The 23998-nt window shown below is 54.0% G+C and carries 23 protein-coding genes; 6 read left to right on the top strand and 17 right to left on the bottom strand.

Annotation, left to right across the window (positions count from 1 at the left end):
• Positions 1-189: 189 nt before the first annotated feature.
• From hemG to pepQ, 4 genes are read right to left on the bottom strand one after another with little or no spacing between them, the layout of a single operon-like run.
• Positions 190-726, bottom strand: coding sequence for a menaquinone-dependent protoporphyrinogen IX dehydrogenase (hemG, locus tag L579_RS08455; RefSeq protein ID WP_021183832.1), 537 nt, complete (start codon positions 724-726; stop codon positions 190-192).
• A gap of 17 nt (positions 727-743) precedes the next feature.
• On the bottom strand, positions 744-2195 hold the full coding sequence (trkH, locus tag L579_RS08450; protein ID WP_021183831.1) for a Trk system potassium transporter TrkH: 1452 nt from the start codon (positions 2193-2195) through the stop codon (positions 744-746).
• A gap of 14 nt (positions 2196-2209) precedes the next feature.
• A complete protein-coding gene (locus L579_RS08445; protein ID WP_021183830.1) occupies positions 2210-2842 on the bottom strand; it encodes an IMPACT family protein in 633 nt (210 codons plus the stop codon).
• A complete protein-coding gene (gene pepQ / locus L579_RS08440) occupies positions 2842-4173 on the bottom strand; it encodes a Xaa-Pro dipeptidase (RefSeq protein ID WP_021183829.1) in 1332 nt (443 codons plus the stop codon). The genes L579_RS08445 and pepQ overlap by 1 nt, the downstream gene beginning before the upstream one ends.
• Positions 4174-4360: 187 nt before the next feature.
• Between pepQ and fadB the strand changes: the two genes are divergently transcribed.
• Both fadB and fadA read left to right on the top strand, forming a co-directional pair.
• On the top strand, positions 4361-6544 hold the full coding sequence (gene fadB / locus L579_RS08435; RefSeq protein ID WP_021183828.1) for a fatty acid oxidation complex subunit alpha FadB: 2184 nt from the start codon (positions 4361-4363) through the stop codon (positions 6542-6544).
• A gap of 10 nt (positions 6545-6554) precedes the next feature.
• A complete protein-coding gene (gene fadA, locus L579_RS08430) occupies positions 6555-7718 on the top strand; it encodes an acetyl-CoA C-acyltransferase FadA (RefSeq protein WP_021183827.1) in 1164 nt (387 codons plus the stop codon).
• A gap of 160 nt (positions 7719-7878) precedes the next feature.
• On the opposite strand, the gene fre is transcribed toward fadA, so the two are convergent.
• From fre to pepE, 3 genes are all read right to left on the bottom strand, one after another.
• Positions 7879-8580, bottom strand: a complete 702-nt coding sequence (gene fre, locus L579_RS08425; RefSeq protein WP_021183826.1) for an NAD(P)H-flavin reductase — start codon at positions 8578-8580, stop codon at positions 7879-7881.
• Positions 8581-8627: 47 nt separating this feature from the next.
• Positions 8628-10112: a 4-hydroxy-3-polyprenylbenzoate decarboxylase gene (ubiD, locus tag L579_RS08420; protein WP_021183825.1), complete on the bottom strand. Its 1485-nt coding sequence runs from the start codon at positions 10110-10112 to the stop codon at positions 8628-8630.
• Between the two features lie 73 nt (positions 10113-10185).
• Positions 10186-10917: a dipeptidase PepE gene (gene pepE, locus L579_RS08415; protein ID WP_021183824.1), complete on the bottom strand. Its 732-nt coding sequence runs from the start codon at positions 10915-10917 to the stop codon at positions 10186-10188.
• A gap of 209 nt (positions 10918-11126) precedes the next feature.
• On the opposite strand from pepE, the gene rfaH reads away from it, so the two are divergent.
• Positions 11127-11615 (top strand): transcription/translation regulatory transformer protein RfaH, encoded by a 489-nt coding sequence (gene rfaH / locus L579_RS08410; RefSeq protein ID WP_021183823.1) that lies wholly within the window; start codon positions 11127-11129, stop codon positions 11613-11615.
• Here the strand turns inward: rfaH and tatD are convergent.
• The 10 genes from tatD to udp form a co-directional block, all read right to left on the bottom strand.
• Positions 11612-12394, bottom strand: coding sequence for a 3'-5' ssDNA/RNA exonuclease TatD (gene tatD, locus L579_RS08405; protein ID WP_021183822.1), 783 nt, complete (start codon positions 12392-12394; stop codon positions 11612-11614). The two genes, rfaH and tatD, sit on opposite strands and share 4 nt — an antisense overlap.
• 91 nt (positions 12395-12485) lie before the next feature.
• Positions 12486-13256, bottom strand: a complete 771-nt coding sequence (gene tatC / locus L579_RS08400) for a Sec-independent protein translocase subunit TatC (protein WP_021183821.1) — start codon at positions 13254-13256, stop codon at positions 12486-12488.
• Entirely contained in the window at positions 13246-13767 is a 522-nt protein-coding gene (gene tatB / locus L579_RS08395; RefSeq protein ID WP_021183820.1) for a Sec-independent protein translocase protein TatB, read from the bottom strand. The genes tatC and tatB overlap by 11 nt, the downstream gene beginning before the upstream one ends.
• Before the next feature lie 2 nt (positions 13768-13769).
• Positions 13770-14024 carry a Sec-independent protein translocase subunit TatA gene (gene tatA, locus L579_RS08390; RefSeq protein ID WP_013507380.1) on the bottom strand — a complete coding sequence of 85 codons (255 nt, stop codon included), beginning with the start codon at positions 14022-14024 and terminating at the stop codon, positions 13770-13772.
• Between the two features lie 110 nt (positions 14025-14134).
• A complete protein-coding gene (gene ubiB, locus L579_RS08385) occupies positions 14135-15772 on the bottom strand; it encodes a ubiquinone biosynthesis regulatory protein kinase UbiB (RefSeq protein ID WP_021183819.1) in 1638 nt (545 codons plus the stop codon).
• The gene (locus L579_RS08380) at positions 15769-16374 is read right to left on the bottom strand and encodes a ubiquinone biosynthesis protein UbiJ (RefSeq protein WP_036625866.1); all 606 of its coding nucleotides are present in this window, start codon (positions 16372-16374) and stop codon (positions 15769-15771) included. Before L579_RS08380 ends, ubiB begins: the two co-directional genes overlap by 4 nt.
• A 12-nt stretch (positions 16375-16386) precedes the next feature.
• Positions 16387-17145 (bottom strand): bifunctional demethylmenaquinone methyltransferase/2-methoxy-6-polyprenyl-1,4-benzoquinol methylase UbiE, encoded by a 759-nt coding sequence (gene ubiE / locus L579_RS08375; RefSeq protein ID WP_021183817.1) that lies wholly within the window; start codon positions 17143-17145, stop codon positions 16387-16389.
• 75 nt (positions 17146-17220) lie between these two features.
• On the bottom strand, positions 17221-18735 hold the full coding sequence (rmuC, locus tag L579_RS08370) for a DNA recombination protein RmuC (RefSeq protein ID WP_021183816.1): 1515 nt from the start codon (positions 18733-18735) through the stop codon (positions 17221-17223).
• 182 nt (positions 18736-18917) lie between these two features.
• The gene (locus L579_RS08365) at positions 18918-20186 is read right to left on the bottom strand and encodes a hypothetical protein (protein WP_021183815.1); all 1269 of its coding nucleotides are present in this window, start codon (positions 20184-20186) and stop codon (positions 18918-18920) included.
• Positions 20187-20261: 75 nt separating this feature from the next.
• Positions 20262-21023, bottom strand: a complete 762-nt coding sequence (gene udp, locus L579_RS08360) for a uridine phosphorylase (protein WP_021183814.1) — start codon at positions 21021-21023, stop codon at positions 20262-20264.
• Between the two features lie 301 nt (positions 21024-21324).
• Between udp and L579_RS08355 the strand changes: the two genes are divergently transcribed.
• The 3 genes from L579_RS08355 to L579_RS23750 all read left to right on the top strand — a co-directional run bounded on the left by L579_RS08355 (position 21325) and on the right by L579_RS23750 (position 23995).
• Entirely contained in the window at positions 21325-22149 is an 825-nt protein-coding gene (locus L579_RS08355) for a dienelactone hydrolase family protein (RefSeq protein ID WP_021183813.1), read from the top strand.
• Positions 22150-22238: 89 nt separating this feature from the next.
• Entirely contained in the window at positions 22239-23393 is a 1155-nt protein-coding gene (locus L579_RS08350) for an AAA family ATPase (protein WP_021183812.1), read from the top strand.
• Positions 23393-23995, top strand: a complete 603-nt coding sequence (locus L579_RS23750) for a hypothetical protein (RefSeq protein WP_152521875.1) — start codon at positions 23393-23395, stop codon at positions 23993-23995. The genes L579_RS08350 and L579_RS23750 overlap by 1 nt, the downstream gene beginning before the upstream one ends.
• Positions 23996-23998: the final 3 nt, after the last annotated feature.

Below are 23998 nucleotides of genomic sequence, written 5' to 3'. Positions count from 1 at the left end.
CTCCTTCAGAGTCAATCTCTTTTTCGAGATTTTTCTCTGGCGGGATGAATCACTTCGTCCCTCGCTGACCGTCTGCGTTGCCGCTTTGCCGTGTCAGTGGAGGCGCATTATAGGGAGATAATTCTGACTGACAAGCGTTTATTGCAAAAAAATGATCGTTCGGACTAAATTTCACCAAAGCGGTCTATTTCACAACGATTTGCCTGGTAACTGCACAAAATCCTGGGCAAAAAGCGCGACCTTTTGCCAATCGGTGTACTCCACCTCTTTAGAAGTATCTGTTTCCCCGCCCGTCATACGCATAATCAACTGAATCATGACGCGGTCGAACCAACGATAGCGCGGATAACGCAGCGCACCGGCAAATACCGCACAGCACTCTGGCTGCCAGGGTGACTGGGCCAGAAACTTACGGGTGTAAGCATTAGTCTCCGGTGTGCATTTATCTGCTTTACGTGCTGTCAGATTCACACTGAAGAAACCACTAACACGCTGCTGCAACTCTCCCAAATGCTGAGTGACAAACTTCATTAATGCAGGATGGAAATGACCATAGCGAATCGAGGCACCAATCAGCACCCGATCATATTGCGCCCAATCAAGCGTCGCTGTCTGTGATATCTCAATCACATCACACAACTGCTGCGGTGCCAGGTTTTGCGCAATACGCCCGGCAATTTTCTGTGTTTGCCCGTCACGGCTGGAATAAACAATCAACGCTTTCATTACACTATCCCGTTTTATCACTCGCGCCAGAAGGTCGGGGTGAAGAGCACCAGCAAAGTAAATACCTCAAGGCGGCCAAACAGCATGGTCGAAATCAATATCCACTTCGCCACATCATTCATCGAAGCAAAGTTATCGGCGACCACCCCCAGCCCAGGTCCGAGGTTATTGAGGGTCGCGGCAACAGCGGCAAAAGCGGAGAAGTCATCGACACCGGTGGCGATGATTGCCAGCATACTCACCAGGAACACCAGCGCATAAGCGGAGAAGAATCCCCAAACCGCTTCCAGAATGCGTTCCGGCAATGCACGGTTCCCCAACTTAATAGTGTAAACCGCGTTAGGGTGGACAAGGCGCTTCAGCTCACGCGAACCCTGTTTGCACAGCAACAGAATACGGATCACCTTCAGGCCGCCACCGGTCGAACCCGCACAGCCACCGATAAAGGCGGAACACAGCAACAGCACCGGCAGAAACAGCGGCCAACGCGCGATGCTGTCGGTAGTGAATCCGGCGGTGGTAGCCATCGATACCACCTGGAAAAAGGCCTGGTTCAGCGTTTGTAAGCCACTGGAATAGACATCATGGAACCACAGCACCACGGTACAGATCACCACCAGCGTCAACTGCACGCCAATGAACATCCGAAACTCCGGATCGCGCCAGTACACTTTCAGGCTGCGGCCACTCAATAAAGAGAAGTGCAAGCCATAGTTACAGCCAGAGATCAGCAGGAATACCGCCACGATGGTATTGATTGTTGGGCTGTTGAAATAGCCAATGCTGGCATCATGTGTCGAGAAACCACCGATGGCGATGGTGGAAAAACTATGGCCGATAGCATCAAACACCGGCATCCCCGCCAGCCACAGCGCCACGGCACAGGCGATGGTCAGCAGAACATAGATCAACCACAGGGTTTTTGCTGTCTCTGCGATACGCGGTCGCATTTTGTTATCTTTCAGCGGTCCGGGCATTTCCGCGCGATACAACTGCATCCCACCCACACCGAGAATCGGTAGGATCGCCACCGCCAGCACAATGATCCCCATCCCCCCCAACCATTGCAGCATCTGCCGATAGAACAGAATCGCTTTGGGCAACGAATCCAGCCCCACCAGCGTCGTCGCCCCGGTAGTGGTTAAACCGGAAAAGGATTCAAAGAACGCATCGGTCACCGACAGGTGCGGCTGCTCGGCAAACATAAACGGCATGGCCCCCACGCTGCCCAGCACGGTCCAGAATAACACCACGATCAGAAAACCTTCGCGCGGCTTCAGCTCGGTCTTTTGTTTGCGGTTCGGCCACCACAGCAGTGAACCAATGACAATGGCCATCATAAAGGTCTGACTGAACGCCCGTCCGGCACCGTCACGATAAATTAAGGCCACCAGACCTGGCAGGATCATGGTTACTGAGAACAAAATCACCAGCAGGCCCACAATGCGGGTAATGGCGCGAAAATGCATTCAGCCTTTTCCTTTCAAAGAGATATGCTTGAATTTTCCAGTGGGATGAGCGTCAGCACGCCCCGACTGTAATCAGAGAGGTTTTGCCGAAAGCCATCGATCTGGCTATGCGGTAATGCCAGGCGCAGCGTGATGCGATCAAGATAATGGCTCTCTTCGACCTTGCCGTCAAAACGCTGCAACAGGCGCTCGATATCGCTGAGCTGTGCATAGTCACATTGCAGAGTAAAAGATTGCATCGGTACCTTACGGCAACGCGCCAGCTGTTTTAATCCTTGCTGCACACCGCCGCCATAGGCTTTCACCAGCCCGCCGGTGCCGAGCATAATGCCACCGTAATAGCGCACCACCACCGCAGTGATTTCCCCCACACCGCTCCCCATCAGCTGAGCAAGCATCGGTTTGCCTGCGGTACCTGATGGCTCGCCATCATCAGAAAAACCCAGTTGCTGCGAATCATCCGGCGCGCCCGCTACCCATGCCCAACAATGATGTCGCGCGGTGGGGTGCTCAGCTTTAATCTGCTGAACAAAAGCACGCGCCGCTTCCACGCCGTCGGTGTGCGCCAGCAGCGTGATAAAGCGGCTTTTTTTGATGGTTTCCTCGCTAAGGCTGACCGCCTCAGCGGGAATGTCATAAGCGTCCATCAGGCCAGATGCAGATCGCGCGTCATGTTTTCAATCCGGTTGGCATGAATCACCACGTTATCCTCAATGCGGATACCGCCATACGGTTTCAGCGCATCAATCGCCTGCCAGTCAAAGTGATCTTTGTACTTACCGGTACGCAGTGCAGCCAGCAGTGAATCGATAATATAGAAGCCCGGCTCAATGGTCAGCACCATGCCTGGCTCCAGCACGCGGGTGCAGCGCAGATACGGATACTGTGCCGGAGCGGCCAGGTGCGTACCTTTATCATCCTGCATAAAACCGGCCACGTCATGCACCTGAAGCCCCAACGGATGACCAAGACCATGCGGCATAAATGGACCGGTTAAATCTTCCGCCACCAGCGTTTCTTCGCTCAGTCCCTTCACCAGTTCAAACTTCAACAGCATACGCGCAATGCGTTGGTGCATCTGTAGATGATAATCGGTATATCGCACGCCCGCTTTGAGGGTGGCAATCAGCGCCAGTTCCTCTTTGTTCATGGTTTCAACCATGTCGGCGTAGCGTGATTTCGCCTGGGCGGCGTAACTGCGCGTCAAATCGGCGGCATAACCAAGGTACTCAGCACCAGCGTCAATCAAAAAGCTGTGGCGCTTCGCGGGCGGCTGATGATCCAGTTTGGTGTAATGGAGCACGGCGGCATGTTCATTCAGCGCGATGATGTTGCCGTAAGGCACATCGATATCACGGTGGCCGGTCGCGCTCAGGTAAGCGATATTGATATCGAACTCACTCATGCCAGAGAAGAAGGCTTCTTTGGCCGCACGATGTCCCGCCACTGCCAGCTTCTGCGCTTCACGCATACAGGCCAGTTCATAGTCGGTTTTGATGCTGCGATGGTAATGCAGGAAATCGATCACCCCTTTGGGGTTGATGCTATCCGCCTTGATGCCCAACTGGGTGGCACGGTTCGGCACTGGCCCGATATAAGCCACATTGTCGCGCTGGGTCGGAAGCAGTTGCGCAATTTCGTCAGCATTTTTCAGGCCGATAACGTCAACATCTCCGGTCCAGAAGCTATTCGGCAGCGGCTCCACGTTGTGCCAGTAATCCACCGGTGAATAGAACCACAGTTTCGGTTTATTCACGCCGTCAATCCATAACCAGCAGTTAGGCACCTGCGTCACCGGCACCCAGGCTTTGAACTGCGGATTCACCTTAAATGGATAGTCGTGATCGTCGAGGAACACCGTCAGCAACTCGCCAGAGTGAATCAACATAGCATCGAGTTTAAAACGCGCCAGCACCTGCTGCGCACGCTGTTGCAGCGTATTGATATGCGCGTGATACAGGGTTTTCAGTGAATCCATGAACTTGTCTCCAATATCGCGAAAATGGCCGCAGTGTAGCATAGCCGCGCCCGTGATGCCGTGCCCCTGCGCGCTGTGATCGCCGTATCAAATAATCAAACTCTTGTTTGCAAAAAATTAACATCGAACTCACACTCACGATCATCTGGTATGACCAGATCAACTTTCGCGGTTTCAGGAGACGGACATGCTCTACCAAGGCGATACCCTTTCTGTTCGCTGGCTCGACGATGGCATCGCCGAGCTGGTTTTCGACGCGCCCGGTTCGGTGAACAAACTCGATACCAAAACCGTAGCCTCGCTGGGTGAGGCGCTGGGTGTACTGGAGCAGCAGCCCACATTGCGCGGCCTGTTGCTCACGTCGGCCAAACCGGCGTTTATCGTCGGTGCCGATATCACCGAATTTCTTTCCCTGTTTGATGCGCCAGTTGAAAAACTGAGCCAGTGGCTGGCGTTTGCCAATAGCATCTTTAATCGTCTGGAAGATCTCCCGGTCCCTACCGTCTCCGCTATCGATGGCTATGCCCTGGGTGGTGGTTGCGAGTGCGTACTGGCAACCGACTTCCGCATCGGAACCCCACAACTGCGCATTGGCCTGCCGGAAACCAAACTGGGCATCATGCCGGGCTTTGGTGGTAGCGTGCGTTTGCCGCGTCTGTTGGGTGCCGACAGTGCACTGGAGATTATCGCCGCAGGCAAAGATGTCGATGGCAGCAGCGCCCTGAAACTGGGCCTGATCGATGCGGTAGTCAGCAGTGACAAACTGCGCAGCGCCGCATTAACCGTGTTGCGGGACGCTATGGTGCAGGGCAGTTGGCAGGCGCGTCGCGCACCGAAACTGGCGCCACTGAAACTCAGCCCAATTGAAGCGGCGATGAGTTTCACCATCGCCAAAAGCATGGTACTGCAAACGGCGGGCAAACATTACCCGGCACCGATCACCGCAGTTAAAACCATTGAAGCGGCTGCCACACTCGGACGCGATGATGCCTTGAAACTGGAAACCGCCGCATTTGTGCCGCTGGCGCAAAGTGATGTGGCACGCTCGTTGGTCGGCATCTTCCTCAATGATCAATATGTCAAAGCCGAGGCAAAAAAACGCGGCAATGCCACCACAACGCCAGCGCAGGCGGCGGTACTGGGTGCCGGGATCATGGGCGGCGGCATTGCATATCAGTCAGCGTGGAAAGGCGTACCGGTGCAGATGAAAGACATCAATCCGCAGGCGCTGGCGCTCGGCATGAAAGAAGCGAGCAAGCTGCTGAACAAACAGCTGGAGCGCGGCAAGATTGATGGCGCGAAGCTGGCCAGCGTGCTGACCACCATCCAGCCAACGCTGGACTACGCCGGATTTGCACGCGCGGATGTGGTGGTGGAAGCGGTGGTGGAAAACCCGCAAATCAAAGCTAAAGTGCTGGCCGAAACCGAGCAGCATCTGCGCGATGATGCCATTCTGGCTTCCAACACCTCGACCATTCCTATCAGCCTGCTGGCGCAGTCGCTGCAACGACCAGAAAATTTCTGCGGCATGCACTTCTTTAACCCGGTGCCACGTATGCCGCTGGTTGAAGTGATCCGTGGCGAAAAAACATCGGAAGAAACAATCGGTAAGGTGGTCGCCTGGGCCAGCAAGATGGGTAAGACGCCCATTGTGGTCAATGACTGCCCCGGTTTCTTTGTTAACCGTGTGCTGTTCCCCTACTTCGCCGCCTTCAGCCTGTTGCTGCGTGATGGTGCCGATTTCCGTCAGATCGACAAAGTGATGGAGAAACAGTTTGGCTGGCCGATGGGTCCGGCATGGCTGTTGGATGTGGTAGGGATCGATACCGCTCATCACGCCCAGCAGGTAATGGCGCAGGGTTTCCCCTCCCGGATGCAAAAAGATTATCGCGACGCCATCGACGTACTGTACGAAGCCGGTCGCTATGGGCAGAAAAATGGTCTGGGTTTCTGGCGTTGGACCGAGGACAAAAAAGGCAAAGCGCAGAAACAGGCCGATGCGGAAGTGGATACCTTGCTGCAACACGTCTGCCAGCCGAAGCGTGTCTTCAGCGATGAAGAGATTGCTAACCGCCTGATGCTGCCAATGCTGAACGAGGTTGTGCGCTGCCTGGAGGAGAAGATTATCGCTTCCCCGGCCGAAGCGGATATGGCGTTGGTATATGGCCTCGGTTTCCCGCCGTTCCGTGGCGGTGCCTGCCGTTATATGGATACGCTGGGCAACAGCACGGTGGTTGATCAGGCCAAACGCTACACCGCGCTCGGTCCCCTGTATGCGCTGCCGGAGTTGCTGGTGCAGAAAGCTCACCAGCATCAAAGCTGGTATCCCGCAGCCCTCCCCATTGATGAAGCCGCGCTGCAAAGTGCCTGAGGATAATAAAATGGAAAATGTGGTTATTATCGATGCCGCCCGCACGCCAATGGGACGTTCCAAAGGTGGCGCATTTCGTCAGGTCCGTGCGGAAGATCTCTCTGCTCACCTGATGCGTGAACTGCTGAGTCGTAACCCGGCGATTGATCCTGCTTCTCTGGACGACATTATTTGGGGCTGCGTACAGCAAACGCTGGAACAAGGCTTCAACATTGCCCGTAACGCTGCGTTGCTGGCAGAAATCCCGCATCGTGTCCCCGCCAGCACCGTTAACCGCTTGTGCGGTTCGTCGATGCAGGCATTGCACGATGCCGCCCGCGCCATTATGGTCGGCGACGCACAAAGCTGCCTGATTGGCGGTGTGGAACATATGGGTCACGTTCCCATGAATCATGGTGTGGATTTCCATCCCGGCCTGAGCCGTACCGTCGCCAAAGCTGCCGGCATGATGGGCCTGACCGCCGAAATGCTGGCACGTATGCACCATATCAGCCGTGAACAACAGGATGCCTTTGCGTTACGTTCACACCAGCGTGCCTGGCAGGCTACCCAGCGAGGCGATTTCAAGCGTGAAATTATCCCCACCTACGGTCACGACGGCGACGGGGTGCTGAAACGCTATGATGCTGATGAGGTCATCCGCGAAGACGCCAGCCTGGAAGGATTGGCGGCGCTGAAACCGGCGTTTGACCCGGTCAACGGTACCGTGACCGCCGGTAGCTCCTCCGCCCTTTCCGACGGCGCGGCCGCGATGCTAATCATGAGCGAAAGCCGTGCGCGCGAGCTTGGCCTGACGCCGCGCGCGCGTATTCGCAGCATGGCGGTAGTGGGCTGCGATCCATCGATTATGGGATACGGTCCGGTCCCCGCCAGTAAGCTGGCGCTAAAGCGCGCCGGTTTAACCGTACAAGATATTGATCTGTTTGAATTGAACGAAGCCTTCGCCGCCCAGACGTTACCGTGCCTGAAAGATTTGGGCCTGCTGGAGTTGATGGATGAGAAGGTCAATCTGAATGGTGGAGCGATTGCGCTTGGCCACCCGTTGGGATGTTCCGGGGCACGAATCAGCACCACGTTGTTGAATCTGATGGAACGTCGGGATGCGCAGTTTGGCCTGGCCACCATGTGTATCGGTTTAGGCCAGGGCATCGCCACCGTATTCGAACGCCTTTAATACGTTGACCACCTGCATGATTTCCCGCCCTTTCGGGCGGGCTTTTTTGGCTTTCCGCTATCGCCTGTAACCCGTAGCGGCGCGATTTATCGCGCGGATTTTTCTGCCAGCTCGCACAAAATTGCGCGATAGATCGCGCCGCTACAAGCTGGTGCCGCTATCAGATAAAGGCAAAGGCATCGCCGTACATCTGCGCTTCCAGCGCACCGCGTTCCGCGCAGAAGCGCTCGCGGGCAATCTTCGCCATTTCAAACCGACCTGCAATATAAATATCGTGCCCACTCAGCGTGGCGTAGTCCTGCATCACTGCCGTCAGCACCGTCCCGGTACGTCCCTGCCAGCCTGCTGCTGGCTGCTCCACCACCGGAATCACCTTCAGATGTGGGTGTTTCACCGCCAGCGCATTCAGTTCGTCAAGATCGTACAAATGCGTGAGTTCGCGGCCACCCCAGTAAATGGCGATATCACGATCGGGCTGCTGCGCCAGCGCGGTCAGCAGAATGGAGCGGGCGTAGGAGAAACCGGTACCGCCGGCAATCAGGATGATGGGACGATCGCTCTCTTCGCGCAGCCAGGCATCGCCGTGCGGCATATCCACGGTAATTTCACGCTGGTTCTGGATACGCTCCATCACCGCCATCGCATAGAGATTCAACTCAGAGGCACCGATATGCAGCTCAATGATGTCTTTTTCCATCGGCGTAGAAGCGAGGGAAAACGGACGCTTATCGCGCTCATCCATCACCACCATCAGGTACTGTCCGGCACGAAAGCTAAAATCCGCTTCCGGGATCAAACGGACGCGGTAGACGGTATCCGTAATTGCTTCAACCGAAGTCACTTTGCAGCTTAACGTTGTCATGCGTTCCCTCTGTCGGGTCGTTTGTTTTTATGGTTTGCTCGCCGCCATCAGCGCTGTGGCGGCTCGGCAAAAATGCCTAACTCATCCCAAATGGCGTCGATACGCGCCGTGACCGCCGGATCTTTCACAATCGGTGTGCCCCACTCACGCGTGGTTTCGCCCGGCCATTTATTGGTGGCATCGAGGCCCATCTTCGAACCCAGCCCGGAAACCGGTGACGCAAAATCGAGATAATCGATCGGCGTATTTTCCACCAGCACCGTGTCACGCGCCGGATCCATACGGGTGGTAATGGCCCAGATCACATCGTTCCAGTCACGCGCATTGACGTCATCGTCACACACAATAACAAATTTGGTGTACATGAACTGCCGCAGGAACGACCAGACGCCAAACATCACGCGCTTGGCATGACCGGCGTACTGTTTTTTCATGGTCACCACGGCCAGCCGATACGAACACCCTTCCGGCGGCAGATAGAAATCCACAATCTCCGGGAACTGCTTAATCAGAATCGGCACCAGCACTTCGTTCAGCGCCACCCCCAACACTGCCGGTTCATCCGGTGGACGGCCGGTATAGGTTGAGTGATAAATCGGGTTACGACGTTGCGTTATGTGCGTCACGGTAAACACCGGGAAGCTATCTACTTCATTGTAGTAGCCGGTGTGGTCGCCGTACGGACCTTCAGGGGCCATGTCGCCGGGTTCGATGTAGCCTTCCAGCACAATTTCAGCGCTGGCGGGTACTTCCAGGTCGTTGGAGAGGCACTTCACCACTTCGGTTTTATTGCCGCGCAGCAGGCCCGCGAAGGCGTATTCGGACAACGTATCCGGCACCGGCGTCACTGCGCCGAGGATGGTGGCGGGATCCGCCCCCAGAGCCACCGCAACCGGGAAACGTTCGCCGGGATGGGCTTTGCACCACTCCTGAAAATCGAGTGCGCCACCGCGATGTGATAACCAGCGCATGATCAGACGGTTTTTGCCAATCACCTGCTGACGATAGATGCCGAGATTCTGCCGCTCTTTATGCGGTCCACGCGTGACGGTTAAACCCCAGGTAATTAACGGCGCGGCGTCGTCCGGCCAGCATTTCATTACCGGGATGCGCGATAAATCGACCTCGTCACCGCTAAACACTTCTTCCTGGCACGGCGCATTGCGCAACCGCTTGGTTGGCATGTTCAGCACCTGCTTAAACTGCGGCATCTTGTCGAACAGATCGCGAAAACCCTTCGGCGGCTCAGGCTCTTTAAGAAACGCCAGCAGTTTACCCACTTCGCGCAGTGCGCTGACATCTTCCTGGCCCATGCCCATTGCCACGCGCTTGGGCGTACCAAACAGGTTGCACAGCACCGGCATGTCATAACCTTTCGGGTTTTCAAACAGCAGCGCCGGGCCACCGGCACGCAGAGTGCGGTCGGCAATTTCGGTCATCTCCAGTTCGGGATCGATCGCCTGAGAGATGCGTTTTAACTCGCCCCGCTGCTCCAGCAGCGCAAGGAAATCACGTAAATCCTGATATTTCATGTAGGGTTAACTTCCAGCCCAGAGGAATCGGCCATTATAGGGCCGATTCTGCGGGCATGTTGAGGTTTCTGCGTCAGGCGGGCTGACAGGAAAAAGGCACCAACGATTGCAGCGCCAGCACGTCATGGAAGGCGGCGATCGGCTCGCCGTGGCGGAACACCTTAAAATCTTCCCCACGCGCGCTGTAATAACGCAGACGATTTTCGCTAACGTGCAAGAAGCTGCCTTCACGTAAGGCAATCACCGACTCATGCGGGTTGACCGCACAAAACTCCGCCAGCCGTTCATCACGGGTTTCGCCCATATGGCCGCTGACGTGCGCATCGAGATAATGTGGGTTGATTTGCACCGGAAACAGTCCCAGCGCAGGCAAGACCACGCTGCTACGCACCGGCATATCATTGGTGGTACGGATCGACGGGGTTGCCACATTGCATCCGGCACTCCAGCCGACATAAGGCACCTGACGTTCACGCACCGCGCGCTGAATCGCCACAATCAACCCATGTTCATGCAGCATTTGATTGAGCAGCCAGGTGTTACCGCCGCTGACCAGAATCAACTCTGCCTGTTCAATGGCAGCCACCGGTGAGTCGAACTCATGCACGGTACGCACCTGGATACCGAGAGAGTCACTGAGATCCTGCGCGCGCTGGGCATGATCACCACGAATAATCGCGTAAGGCACCAGTACGGCGGAGGTAATACCGCGTTGCGCAATCATCGCATGCAGCTGCGGGTGGGCGTAGTTCAACAACGGGGCATCATCGGCCAGTTTGCCATTACTTAACAGGAACAGTTCCATCAGACGGTCCTTTTCATTCATAAGATGGAGAAGGAGTCTGATACAGATTATCGCCAGACGTCAATTTTCTTGCGATAAACGTCATTAAAGGGTTAAGACTCAGAAAAATCGTAGTGAAATTTGTTTCGCGGCTGCGTTTCCCCCGGCTGATGCGCTATAACTCTGACAGCAGGTTTGCTATTCTTAGCGTCCATTCTTTGGGAGCAGTTATGGAATCCTGGTACTTACTCTATTGCAAACGTGGACAACTGTTGCGCGCGAAAGAACATCTTGAGCGGCAGGCAGTGAATTGTCTCAGCCCAATGATTGCGCTGGAGAAAATCGTTCGTGGTAAACGTACCACCGTGAGTGAGCCACTGTTTCCCAACTATCTGTTTATCGAGTTCGATCCGGAAGCGATTCACACCACCACCATCAGCAGCACGCGTGGCGTCAGCCACTTTGTTCGCTTCGGCACGATGCCAGCTACGGTACCCTATGAGGTGATCGAAGCGCTGCAAAGTGATGCGCCTCAGATCCTGATCGATCCAGAGACGCCACAAGTCGGTGATGAAGTGATCATCACCGAAGGCACCTTTGAAGGTCTGCGTGCCATTTTTGCCGAGCCGGATGGTGAAACCCGCTCAATCCTGCTGCTTAACCTGCTGAATAAACAGGTAATGCGCAGTGTGGATAACAAACAGTTCCGTAAAGCCTAAGCCAGCCTGAACAACTGACGCGCATTAGCGACTACCTGCGCGCCCAACGTCTCTGCCGCCTCATTACGCCATAACGCCACCTGCTGCACGATGTGCGGCAGAAAACAGGGTTCGTTGCGGCGCGAGGTCGGACGCGGATGCATATCCCGCGGCAGCAAATACGGCGCGTCGGTTTCCAGCAGCAGACGTTCTGCCGGGATCAACGGCAGCAGCTCCCGCAGCTCCATGCCACGCCGTTCGTCGCACACCCAACCGGTAATGCCAATCGACAGTCCCATCGCCAGATAGGATTCCAGTTCCTCACGGGTACCGGTAAAGCAGTGAGCCACCGCCCCGACCAGTTTCGGCAGCCAGGGTTGCAGGATCGCGGCGAAACGCGCGTGCGCTTCACGGCAATGCAGGAAAACCGGTAATTGCAGCTCGGCGGCCAACTGAAGTTGTGCATCGAAGGCGTATTCCTGCTGATCATGCGCCGAAAAGTTGCGGTTAAAATCCAGCCCGCATTCGCCAATCGCCACCACCTGCTCACTCTCCGCCAGACGACGCAGGGTATTGGCGGTTTCCGCTGACCATGCGCTGGCATGGTGCGGATGAACACCCGCAGTTGACCAGCAGTAGCCTGGATGCAGTGCCGCCAGCCGCTGCGCCTGTTGGCTTTCCAGTGCGTTGGTGCCGGTAATTAACAGGCCGGTGACGCCTGCTTCGCGCGCACGCGCTACGACCTGTTCGCGATCTTTCGCAAATTGCGTGCTGGTCAGGTTTACACCGATATCAAACATGTTTCTTCCCAAATAAAAAAACCGCCCAACGGGTGGGCGGTTTAGATTTATCGTCATCCCGCTCGCACACGGGATCTGCTGCAAGAAAGCATCAGGATTCGGTGTGATTTTCCTCGTCCACCGATTCTGACTCCGCCTTGCGTCCTTTCCCCACATAGTAACGGGAGAAGAATACGCCGACTTCAAACAGGCAGTACATCGGAATAGCGAGCAAAGTTTGTGAGAAAACATCCGGTGGTGTGAGCAACATCCCAACAACGAATGCGCCAACCAGAATATATGGACGTTTCTTTTTCAGGTCTTCCGGCGTGGTGATCCCAGTCCAGCACAGCAGCACAATCACGACCGGCACCTCAAACGCGACCCCAAACGCCAGGAACAGGGTCATGACGAAGTCGAGATAGTGGGTGATATCCGTGGCGATTTGCACACCCTGCGGCGCAGTTTTGGCAAAGAAGCCAAACGCCAGCGGGAACACGACGAAGTAAGCAAATGCCACACCGACGTAAAACAAAAAGGTGCTGGAGAACAACAGTGGCATCACCAGTCGACGCTCATGACGATAGAGCGCCGGTGCAATAAAGGCCCATACCTGATACAGAATCACCGGCACGGCAAGAAACACCGACACAATGATGGTGAGTTTAATCGGGGCAAAGAAAGGCGACGCAACTTCGGTGGCGATCATGCTGGCACCGGCGGGCATCTGGCTAATTAACGGCTCTGCCACCATATGGTAGATGTCGTTGGCGAAGTAAATCAGCGCCAGGAAGATGACAAATACCGCGATGATGCAGTTTAACAGACGTTTACGCAGCTCAATCAGATGGCTGATGAGCGGTTGGGTATCTTCAACGGCCATGTTTATCGTTCATCACCTGCGGGTCGGTTGGCGCTGTGCTGTGAGATGCACTGGCGGAATCGGGTTGCTCCACGGCAGACGGCGCGGTTTGCGGCGTCTGCGCCGGAGCACTGGCCTGATGTTCCGCTGTCGCGGGTGTTACCGGCGATGCAGAAGCAACAGGCGGCGGCGTATGAATGGTATTGGCTTCATCTTCCGCTTTCTCTACATCGATGCTCTGCTGATAAGAACGTTTCATGGAGTCAGCGGTTTTACGCAGCTCTTCCATCGATTCTTTCAGTTCCGGTGACAGCGTGCCACGGCCCGCTTCTTCCACCTTCTTCAGGCTATCTTGCAGCTCCTGCAGTTTCAGTTCCTGCGCCAGTTCATGCTGTACGTTAGCCGCCAGCGAGCGAATCGCCCGAATCCAGCCCACTACGGTTTTTACCGCAACCGGTAATCGTTGCGGGCCGAGAACAATCAGCCCGATAACGAACACCAATACCAGTTCACTAAAACCAATGTCGAACACGGTTATACCTGCTTGTCGTTCCTGGCGTCGTCTTTACTTGCCGAGGTTTGCTGTTTATCTGCCAGGGTTTTGGCGTTGAAGTCAGCGTCCTGCTCCTTCGGTTGATCCTTTTTTTCGTCTTCATCACTCATGGCTTTTTTGAAACCACGAATGGAAGAACCTAAATCCGAACCCAGATTGCGTAGCTTATTGGTACCGAACAGAAGTACAACAATGACGGCAATGATTAACAATTGCCAAATACTGATACCGCCCATGAGATATGCCTCTAATATTCTGTGAAAAACTGTCGTATGTAACACACAGAAAGCCCATATGATTTCGGGCCTTAGCCTGCGACATTACGCGTTTTAGATCTGGCTGACAATCAGTTTGTCTTGCGCCAGCCTATCAGCCAGGTCACGATGCCTGCGGCCATTAATATCGCCGGGAAGAAATCCCAGTCAGGCCGACTCAGCAGCACTGCGGTGCCACTTAATAACAGTGTAGCCCCTACCCCGAACAGATAACGCGCCTGATGATGTCGGCTGCGTTGCGCGTTCATATCCGTGACCAGTTTATCGACGCTGTGCTGCAACAATTTATGCTGACGCATGCTGTCGTAGAACAGCTCCGGCAGCTCCGGCAGTTTCTCGGCCCAGAATGGGGCTTTATCTTTCACGGCACGGAGGATCGCCGGAATACCGATTTGATCTTTAATCCAGTCTTCCAGGAAGGGCTTCGCGGTTTTCCACAAATCGAGCTGCGGATAGAGTTGGCGACCAATGCCTTCAATATACAGCAGCGTTTTTTGTAACAGCACCAGCTGCGGCTGCACTTCCATGTTGAAGCGACGCGCAGTGTTGAACAGATTCAGCAGCACATGGCCAAAGGAGATCTCCGCCAGCGGCTTCTCAAAAATGGGTTCACATACGGTACGGATCGCGAACTCAAAATCTTCCACATTGGTATCTGGCGGTACCCAGCCAGAATCAACGTGCAGTTCCGCCACTTTGCGGTAATCGCGGTTGAAGAAGGCTATAAAGTTCTCCGCCAGGTAGCGCTTGTCTTCTTTGTTCAGTGAGCCAACGATACCGCAGTCGATACCGATATATTGGGGGTCTTCCGGGTGGTCATAGCTGACGAAGATGTTGCCGGGATGCATATCGGCATGGAAGAAACTGTCGCGAAACACCTGAGTAAAGAACACCTGCACGCCACGCTCGGCCAGCAGTTTCATATTGACGCCATGTTGCTCCAGCGTCGCGACATCAGAAATCGGAATGCCGTAAATGCGCTCCATCACCAACATCGATTCACTGCAATAGTCGGAGAAAATCTCCGGGACATACAGCATGTGGCTCTGATCAAAGTTGCGGCGCAACTGGATGGCATTTGCTGCCTCACGCAACAAATTGAGTTCATCAATCAGGGTTTTTTCATAGTCGCGCACCACTTCTAGCGGGCGCAGACGGCGTCCATCCGGCAACAAACGCGGTACCCAGCGCGCCAGACGGTAGATCAGCTTCATATCCGCTTTGATCACCGGCAGGATATCGGGACGGATAACCTTGATCACCACTTCGCGGCCATTCTCTTTCAGCGTCGCGGTATGAACCTGGGCAATTGACGCTGACGCCAGCGGGGTGATTTCAAAATCGTCGAACCAGGTTTCAACCGGGCCGCCAATCGCTTTCTCGATCTGCGCTTTGGCTTTTACACCATCGAACGGTGCGACGCGGTCCTGCAAAATCGCCAGTTCATCTGCAATCGCCGGAGGAAACAGGTCACGACGCGTTGACAGCATCTGACCAAATTTGATCCACACCGGACCCAACTGCTCCATCGCCAGACGGATACGCACGCCCATTGATTCGTTTTTGTGTTTGTTGGGGAGCCAGAAAATGCAGCGCCGCCATAAACGCAGCGGCAGCGTGATGCGCATGTGTGGGATCAGTTCATCAAGGCCATAGGTGAGAAAGACCTTAACAATAAAATATAAGCGCCGAATTTCTCCCAGCGTCATTTCGCCTCCAGCTGTGCTAAACGCGCCTCAAGCGCATCAAGCGAACGGTCCATCGCTTCCACTTCCTCGCAAAACCAGGCCAGTTCCAGCGCACCCGGAGCCAGTCGCCACTCTTCCGTCAGCGTCTGACCAAGATAATCCTGGCGACGCGTAACCTCGTGTTTAACAAAGGTCAGCGCCCGCTGTGCAGCCTGGCTAATGCCCTGTGCGGCGATATCGCCAATCCACGGCGCGAGATATTCCGCCGGATCCAGCTCCGCTAAATCCATTAACGCTGAGAATTGCTGCACCACCTGCAAGTCGCCTTCCACTTCCAGTTCGCCGCTGCGAATCAGGCTGGTGAGTTGCTGGCGGTCACGTAATTTCGGCAAGGTGCTGAAACGCAAACTGACAGTGCAATCGCTGCTGTCCTGCCAGTCACTCAGCACATCCAGCTGGTTTTCGCTGAACACCAGCACCAGCGGGAAGGAGAGTTCCTGCAAGCGCAGCATCAGCACCTTACCCGCCAGACGCTGACGCGCGGCTTTCAGGCTGCGATCGCGGTATAAAACACGATTCAGGGCGGTCTCAAGACCGCCAGTAATCAAAGGAGTGAAAGTCATCGCCATGATTTGTCAGAACTTAAAGCCGCGATGCAGCGCGACAATGCCGCCAGTCATGTTGAAGTAAGTGGTATTTTCGAAACCGACGTCATTCATCATCGCCTTCAGGGTTTCCTGATCGGGATGCATACGGATGGATTCCGCCAGATAGCGATAGCTTTCTGCATCCTTCGCCACCAGTTGACCAATGCGCGGCAGAATATGGAACGAGTAAGCATCGTAGGCTTTGCTGAGCGGTTCCAGCAGCGGTTTGGAGAACTCCAGCACCAGCAGACGGCCACCCGGCTTCAGCACGCGGAACATCGATGCCAGCGCTTTCTCTTTCTCGGTCACGTTACGCAGACCGAAAGAGATGGTGATGCAATCGAAATAGTTATCCGGGAATGGCAACGCTTCGGCATTCGCCTGCACATAGCTGACGTTGCCGGAAATGCCGAGATTACGCAGTTTCTCGCGGCCCATCTTCAGCATTGAGCTGTTGATATCCGCCAGCACCACCTGGCCTGTTTCGCCCACCAGACGGGAAAATTTTGCCGTCAGATCGCCCGTACCACCGGCGAGGTCCAACACGCGCTGCCCACGGCGAACGCCGCTGCTGTCGATGGTGAAACGCTTCCAGACACGATGGATGCCAAACGACATCAGATCGTTCATCAGGTCATATTTTGCCGCTACGGAGTGAAACACGTCGGCGACTTTATCTGCCTTTTCGCTTTTTGCGACGGTCTGAAAGCCAAAGTGGGTAGTTTCCTGCTGTGATTCATCTGCCATGGGTTTTACCTGTTCCACAAACAATACTTCGCGAAGTGTATCAGAGTTGCGCTGGCCGGGCACGCGACCGGCGCGTTATTCGTTGATACGGCGCAGAGAAGCGGCGGAAGAATCTGTTGTTTTTTCATCAGGCTGGTCATCATCGGCCCAATCATTATCAGACTCCTCCGGCTGTGCCTGGACCACCAGCTGCGGATTAATCGGACGCTTGATCTCCACACCCAGCGAACGAAAGGCTTCACTTTGCGCAATCAGATTGCCACGCCCCTCCGCCAGCTTTTTCATCGCCAGATGATAACTTTGCTGCGCTTTATCCAGGTTGTGACCGATGCCGCTCATGTCATCGACAAACAGCCGCATTTTGTCGTACAAGCGCGCGGCGCGGTCAGCAATACGCTGGGCGTTGCGACTTTGATGCTCATAACGCCACAGGTTGTTGATGGTGCGCAGCGCCACCAGCAACGTCGTGGGACTGACCAGCATGATGTTCTGCTGCAACGCTTCGCTGATCAGCTCCGGCTGACGATCGATCGCCAGCAGAAAGGCCGGTTCAACCGGGATAAACATCAACACATAATCCAGAGAGCGTAAACCGGGCAATTGTTGATAATCTTTTCGCCCCAACAGGCGAATATGACCGCGCACCGCGTTGATGTGCTCCTGAATCGCCTGCTCGCGCGTGGCTTCATCCTCGGCATTGAAGTAGCGCTCATAGGCGATGAGCGTCATTTTGGCGTCAATCACCACATCTTTGCCCTGCGGCAGACGCACGATCACATCCGGTTGCATCCTGCCCTGCGATTCCAGCTGCACGCTGACCTGGGTTTCATACTCATGGCCTTCGCGCAGGCCGGAAGCCTCCAGCACCCGGCCAAGCACTACCTCGCCCCAGTTCCCCTGGATTTTATTGTCGCCTTTCAGGGCTTTGGTAAGGTTGATGGCTTCCTGCGCCATCTGCGCATTCAGTTGTTGCAGCTGACGGATCTCATGCGCCAGCGTGTGACGTTCGCGCGCTTCCTGGCCGAAGCTGTCTGTCACCTGACGACGAAATCCGTCCAGTTGCTCGCGCAGCGGCCCAATCAGGCTGTTCAGGCTTTGGCGGTTTTGTTCATCAACACGACGGCCGCTGTTTTCGAAGATGCGATTGGCAAGATTTTCGAATTGGGCGCTCAGGCGCTGTTCGCTGTTGGTCAGCAGACGCTGTTTCTCCTCAGCGGCAAAGCGTGTCTCTTCAAGGCGGATGGTGATTTCACGCAATTCGGCTTCCTGCGCGCTGTTCACCTCCAGCTGATTGCGCAGTTCACGGCTGAGCTGTTCGCTTTCGCCGCGCCAGTAATCGAGTTGTTGCAGGCGCTCCTGTGCACCGCTCAACGCACCGTGCAGCTGGCGTAATTCCTGCTCGCGCAATTGCACCTGCTGCTGTGCCAGCTCCAGTTGCTGCTGCTGACGCAGTTGCGCCTCTTCAGATATGCGGCGCTCCGTTAAGAAGCTGGCCTGTTGATGACCGGCTCGCATCTGCGCCACAATCCAGCCGATGCCAAAACCGGCCAACGCCAATGCGCCACTGATGATGATAAGTTGCTGATCCATAATTCCCCCGCGGATCGTCTCGCTGAGGGAAAAGGTAGAGGCGTACTGTATGAATGTCCAGACAATTCTGCCGGATGTTTGCCACGATCGTTGAGCATACATTCGTAGCGGCGCGATTTATCGCGCATTTACGACCGAAGCACGTATTGCGCGATAAATCGCGCCGCTACGGAATGTGGAATTTATACCACCTGCACCGTTAACTCACCCGCTTTCCACGCCTCAATCAGGAAGAACGGCATCGGCAGTTCCCATTGCCCGTCGCGCACTCTGGCCGGATAGCTCCAGCTTTGCCCTGCCCAGGTGAGTTCAACCTGCTGCCACTCGGCATCCGCCGCGCTGGCTTTCCCCGCCATGCTGGAAAACCCGGCATTACTGCCGACGTGGAACTTGTCCGTCTGCCAGCGGATTGGAGGATGTGCGGGCCACGCCTGAGCATGATGAAAACGGAAAATATCGTCGTGATTAAGGATGCTGTCACGTACTGTCGGCCACAGCGCCCGTTTCAGGAAGTACTGGTCGGTAAAACGTTCGCTGCCCTGATACTCAGCGATGAAATCCCGCATCTGTTGTTCCACCTGGCTGAATACGCCATGACAACCTCCCCACATCCCCGCCAGCAGCAACTCGGTGTGGGTAAAATAGTCGCGCATATGATGGAACCAGTAAGGCGAATGCAGCCAGGCATCGACTGCGGCCACTTCACGTTCAGAAAGGAGTGAGTCGGCATCACGTACGATGAAGCGTTTGACGCTGGGGTCGTCGATCACCAGGAAACGCCACAACGTCGGGAACAACGTTTTTTCCTCAGACATGTCGACCAGTTGCACATCAGGCTGCTGCAAACGCTGCCAGACATGTTGCGGTACGCTGTCATCCAGATAAACGCGACAGGTCCAGGCCGGGTAGAGTTCGCGTGCTACCTCAACGTTTTTAATCAGGGTTTCGCAATATCGCGGCTGATTGCCATACAGGCTAAAAGCGATGATATTTTCCTGGGGCTTGCTGGCATCAAAAGCCGGTGGTGCCTCAGCCGGGATCGGGTGCTTCTGCCCGGTACTGAACTTCGCATCAGATTGCTGCAACGATTCCAGCCCGTAACGCGCCACTTCATCCGCTTTATTGAGCCAGCCGCACACTTCAGTCAGGCCATCCAGCCAGGTTTCAGACGCCTGTGCCCGCTGGTCGGCGGAGGCTTGATAGATTTTCAGGTAGGTTTTGTAGGACTTGTTGTAATCACCGGTGCGCATCAAAGTCAGCGCGTAGTCACTTAACACCTGCATGTTATGTGGCATCACACGCAGCACGTCTTCGCAGCAGCGGCGGGCGGCGGGATAATCCGCCGCCGCCATCGACTGACGGAAGCGCGCGGCCGCACCTTCGACACGGGATTGCATCGCTGCCGGGTTGGTCATAAAGGCCGGACGTTGAACAGCAACAGTTTTGCGCATAAAAGACTCTCAGTAATCCGCTGAACTTGCGCGCATCCTTAACGGGCAGCGAACCATAGCCCGCTGCCGGGCGCGCTACATTAACCGGCGCGCAGCTTCAACGACAATTTTCACCGCATCGCTTTCGGTTTGTTTCATGGTCGCCGCATCCGGGATCTCCTTCTGCGTACGGTTCACGATGACACCCGCCACCATACCGGCTCGCAGCCCCTGGCTGGCGCACATGGTTAACAGTGTAGCGGATTCCATCTCATAGTTGAGGACACCCATCTGCTGCCACTCTTTCATGGAACCCTGGAAGCGGCTGACCACGCGCCCGGAAAAAGTGTCGTAACGTTCCTGGCCGGGATAGAAGGTATCTGACGACGCGGTGATGCCGATATGGGTTTTTGCGCCACAGGCTTCCGCCGCCGCCACCAGCGCCGTGGTGCAGGTGAAATCGGCTACTGCCGGGAACTCCATCGGTGCGAAATGCAGGCTGGCACCGTCCAGGCGTACTGACGCAGTGGTGACCAACACGTCACCGACATTGATGCCCGGCTGAATCGCGCCGGTGGTGCCCACGCGCAGGAAGGTGCGCACGCCGAGTTGCGCCAGTTCTTCGACCGCAATTGAGGTGGATGGCCCGCCGATGCCGGTGGAGCACACCACCACCGGTTTGCCATCCAGTTCAGCCAGATAAGTGGTGAATTCACGGTGCGACGCCAGATGTTGCGGGTTGTCCATCAACGCCGCAATTTTCTTCACGCGCTCCGGGTCACCGGGAACGATGGCCAGTGTGGCTCCTTTCAGGCTGGCTTTGGTGATGCCAAGGTGGAAAACGTCAGACTGGGCCATAACAGACTCCTGGTAGATATAGGGATATGCGCGCCACTTTACGTCAGCAGACGCGATAAATATGTGAGTAATTTCACTATAAATAATGAAAGTTACATTAACAGAAAATATTTTCGTGATTTAAGTCACACATCAGCGGTCTGCCATTCTGAATTGCTACATCCGGTGCTGTGTAAGTTCAGTCGGCGGTGTTAATAGAGAAGAAGAATTCATGCGTATCCCCTCTGAAACCTACACCCGCCCGGCCTCTACGGCCAGGCTATAGTTACGTGATTGCGCACTTGCCAGCATGGAGAGAACAATGAAAACCGAAGACAATATGGCACAAAAATCTGCAACGGGTGGCTTTGCTCCCGCCGTCCAACCGACCGCCAGCAGCACCATCCTTACCCACAGCGAGGCAATCCATGCCGGAGAAACCTCGGTTCCGAGCCAGGGGGAAAATCTGCCCGCGTTTTATGCCCGCCCGAAAGAGTATCAAGGGACGTTGCCGGTGGTGTTGGTAGTCCAGGAAATTTTTGGCGTGCATGAGCATATCCGGGATATCTGCCGCCGTCTGGCGCTGGAGGGTTATCTGGCGGTGGCACCGGAACTCTATTTCCGCGAGGGCGATCCGAGCGAATACACCGATATCCCAACCCTGTTCAAAGAGTTGGTAAGCAAAGTGCCGGACTCACAGGTGTTATCCGACCTCGACCATGTCGCCAATTGGGCCGCCCGCAACGGCGGCGATATTCGGCGTATGGGGATTACCGGTTTCTGCTGGGGCGGCCGCATAAGCTGGCTGTTTGCCGCGCACAATCCGCAGGTGCGTGCGGCGGTCGCCTGGTATGGTCGTCTGGTGGGTGATAAGACGCTCAAGCAGCAGAAGCACCCGATTGATATTGCGGTTGATCTGAATGCCCCGGTGCTGGGCCTGTACGGTGGTCAGGATGAGGGGATTCCGTTGGAGAGCGTTGAGCAGATGCGCCAGGCGCTGCACGCCGCCAATGCCAAAGCGGAGATTGTGGTTTATCCCGAAGCGGGTCATGCCTTCAACGCTGATTACCGTCCGAGCTATCATGCGGAATCCGCAAAAGATGGCTGGACGCGCATGCTGGCGTGGTTCCAACAGTATGGTGTTTAAACACTGACAATTATACAATGCGATTAAGTACGTTGCTTGATCGCATAGGTTAAACCTATTGCCATATTTATTTCTGAAAGGAGTCAACTTTGTACATTACGCATATCAAATTAAGAAACTGGCGAAATTTTATTGATATAGAAACGGCCATTCATGAATGTACATGGCTCCTTGGCCCTAATGCTTCAGGAAAATCAAATTTACTAGATGTATTAAGATTTATGAAAGACATTTGCAAACCTCAAGGTGGTGGATTGCAAAAAGCCATTGCAGATCGTGGTGGACTACAAAAACTGAGATGTCTACATGCCAGAAGACCTCCAGAAGTGCGTATCGAACTTACTTTAGCAGATCGAATAGATGATCCTAATGATGTATGGAAATATCATTTAGCCTTCATGCCAGAAGGTAAAGGAGCACAACGAACCCTTATTAAAGAAGAAAAAGTTTGGCACAATGAAAAAATATTAATATCACGCCCCGACGCAAATGACGTGAAGGATAAAATAAGGCTAAGCCAAACTTTCATGGAGCAGATCCAGGCCAATGCTGAATTTAGAGAACTCGCAGAATTCTTCAGCAACACCACATACTTACATTTAGTACCGCAGTTATTAAAGTTTAGTGACGCAATTGGCGGAAAAATAATGGAAGATGACCCCTTTGGGCAAGGTTTTCTGGAACGAATTGCAAAAACACCGCAAAGAACAAGAGATAGTCGTTTAAAGAAAATAGAATCTGCTTTAGCAGTCGCGATTCCTCAGTTCAAACAAATCAGATTCGTTAAAGATGAAGTTACAGGAAGACCACATCTTGAAGCTTTATATTCCCATCATAGGCCAAACGCAGGATGGTTGAGAGAAGAACATTTTTCTGATGGGACATTAAGGCTTTTGGGTCTATTTTGGTCTATTCTGGATGGCAGCTCGCTTCTTCTCTTGGAAGAACCAGAATTATCACTCAATGATGCAATAGTTCGCGAACTACCTGCGATACTAATACGTATGCAAAGAGATAAGAAAAGAAGAAGACAATTATTTATCAGCACACATAGCGAAGCCCTGCTTAGTAACTTAGGCATTGATGCTAAAGGCGTGCTCATTTTAGAGCCTAAAGCTGAAGGAAGTAACATTCGTGCGCTAAATAAAGAAGAACAACTTGCCATTGAAAGTGGTTTTTCAGTAGCTGAAGTAGTTCTTCCTAAAACAAAACCTCAGGACATAGAACAGTTAGGACTCTGGTAATGGAATATGTATGTGTTGCTACAGAGGATGTACTCAGTGAGGCAGTAGCATTAAAGCTAATAAGCCTCACTAATGGCAGGTTGATTGTCTCTCAAAAACTTAGAAAAAATGGTTTTGGATATTTAAAATCTAAATTTCCTAATTTTTGCAATTTATCTCAAAACATGCCAGTAATTCTCATTACTGATTTGGATAATTGCCCTTGTGCACCAAGCCTGATTAATAATTGGAAAAATGGGGCAGTCATACCGCCAAATCTCATTTTCAGAGTAGCGGTTAGAGAAGTTGAATCATGGATCCTAGCGGATCATGTTGGTCTATCTGATTTTTTTAAAATACCGGCAAAAGCAATACCGATGATTCCAGATGATTTGCCAAATCCAAAATCGACACTTTTATCGCTTGCAAAAAAGGCCCCAAGAGATTTAAAAAATGGACTTATTGCTAAAAAAGGTACGTTAGCTATACAAGGAACAGAATACAACATAATTTTATCTGATTTTGTAAATAGAATCTGGGATCCCAGAAGGGCAGCTGAAAATTCAGACAGCTTATCAAGAGCAATTAAGCGAGTTACGGAATTAGCTGAAAAGTATCATTAAAAA

The sequence above is a fragment of the Pantoea sp. AS-PWVM4 genome (assembly GCF_000468095.1).
Lineage (GTDB): Bacteria > Pseudomonadota > Gammaproteobacteria > Enterobacterales > Enterobacteriaceae > Pantoea > Pantoea phytobeneficialis.
The sequence above is the reverse complement of the archived record's forward strand: the minus strand, read 5'-3'. Positions and strand labels throughout refer to the sequence as shown.

Excerpts from the sequence above, each read along its gene's own strand:
- hemG (WP_021183832.1), bottom strand. The coding sequence starts at position 726 with ATGAAAGCGTTGATTGTTTATTCCAGCCGTGACGGGCAAACACAGAAA.
- trkH (WP_021183831.1), bottom strand. The coding sequence starts at position 2,195 with ATGCATTTTCGCGCCATTACCCGCATTGTGGGCCTGCTGGTGATTTTG.
- L579_RS08445 (WP_021183830.1), bottom strand. The coding sequence starts at position 2,842 with ATGGACGCTTATGACATTCCCGCTGAGGCGGTCAGCCTTAGCGAGGAA.
- pepQ (WP_021183829.1), bottom strand. The coding sequence starts at position 4,173 with ATGGATTCACTGAAAACCCTGTATCACGCGCATATCAATACGCTGCAA.
- fadB (WP_021183828.1), top strand. The coding sequence starts at position 4,361 with ATGCTCTACCAAGGCGATACCCTTTCTGTTCGCTGGCTCGACGATGGC.
- fadA (WP_021183827.1), top strand. The coding sequence starts at position 6,555 with ATGGAAAATGTGGTTATTATCGATGCCGCCCGCACGCCAATGGGACGT.
- fre (WP_021183826.1), bottom strand. The coding sequence starts at position 8,580 with ATGACAACGTTAAGCTGCAAAGTGACTTCGGTTGAAGCAATTACGGAT.
- ubiD (WP_021183825.1), bottom strand. The coding sequence starts at position 10,112 with ATGAAATATCAGGATTTACGTGATTTCCTTGCGCTGCTGGAGCAGCGG.
- pepE (WP_021183824.1), bottom strand. The coding sequence starts at position 10,917 with ATGGAACTGTTCCTGTTAAGTAATGGCAAACTGGCCGATGATGCCCCG.
- rfaH (WP_021183823.1), top strand. The coding sequence starts at position 11,127 with ATGGAATCCTGGTACTTACTCTATTGCAAACGTGGACAACTGTTGCGC.
- tatD (WP_021183822.1), bottom strand. The coding sequence starts at position 12,394 with ATGTTTGATATCGGTGTAAACCTGACCAGCACGCAATTTGCGAAAGAT.
- tatC (WP_021183821.1), bottom strand. The coding sequence starts at position 13,256 with ATGGCCGTTGAAGATACCCAACCGCTCATCAGCCATCTGATTGAGCTG.
- tatA (WP_013507380.1), bottom strand. The coding sequence starts at position 14,024 with ATGGGCGGTATCAGTATTTGGCAATTGTTAATCATTGCCGTCATTGTT.
- ubiB (WP_021183819.1), bottom strand. The coding sequence starts at position 15,772 with ATGACGCTGGGAGAAATTCGGCGCTTATATTTTATTGTTAAGGTCTTT.
- L579_RS08380 (WP_036625866.1), bottom strand. The coding sequence starts at position 16,374 with ATGACTTTCACTCCTTTGATTACTGGCGGTCTTGAGACCGCCCTGAAT.
- ubiE (WP_021183817.1), bottom strand. The coding sequence starts at position 17,145 with ATGGCAGATGAATCACAGCAGGAAACTACCCACTTTGGCTTTCAGACC.
- rmuC (WP_021183816.1), bottom strand. The coding sequence starts at position 18,735 with ATGGATCAGCAACTTATCATCATCAGTGGCGCATTGGCGTTGGCCGGT.
- L579_RS08365 (WP_021183815.1), bottom strand. The coding sequence starts at position 20,186 with ATGCGCAAAACTGTTGCTGTTCAACGTCCGGCCTTTATGACCAACCCG.
- udp (WP_021183814.1), bottom strand. The coding sequence starts at position 21,023 with ATGGCCCAGTCTGACGTTTTCCACCTTGGCATCACCAAAGCCAGCCTG.
- L579_RS08355 (WP_021183813.1), top strand. The coding sequence starts at position 21,325 with ATGAAAACCGAAGACAATATGGCACAAAAATCTGCAACGGGTGGCTTT.
- L579_RS23750 (WP_152521875.1), top strand. The coding sequence starts at position 23,393 with ATGGAATATGTATGTGTTGCTACAGAGGATGTACTCAGTGAGGCAGTA.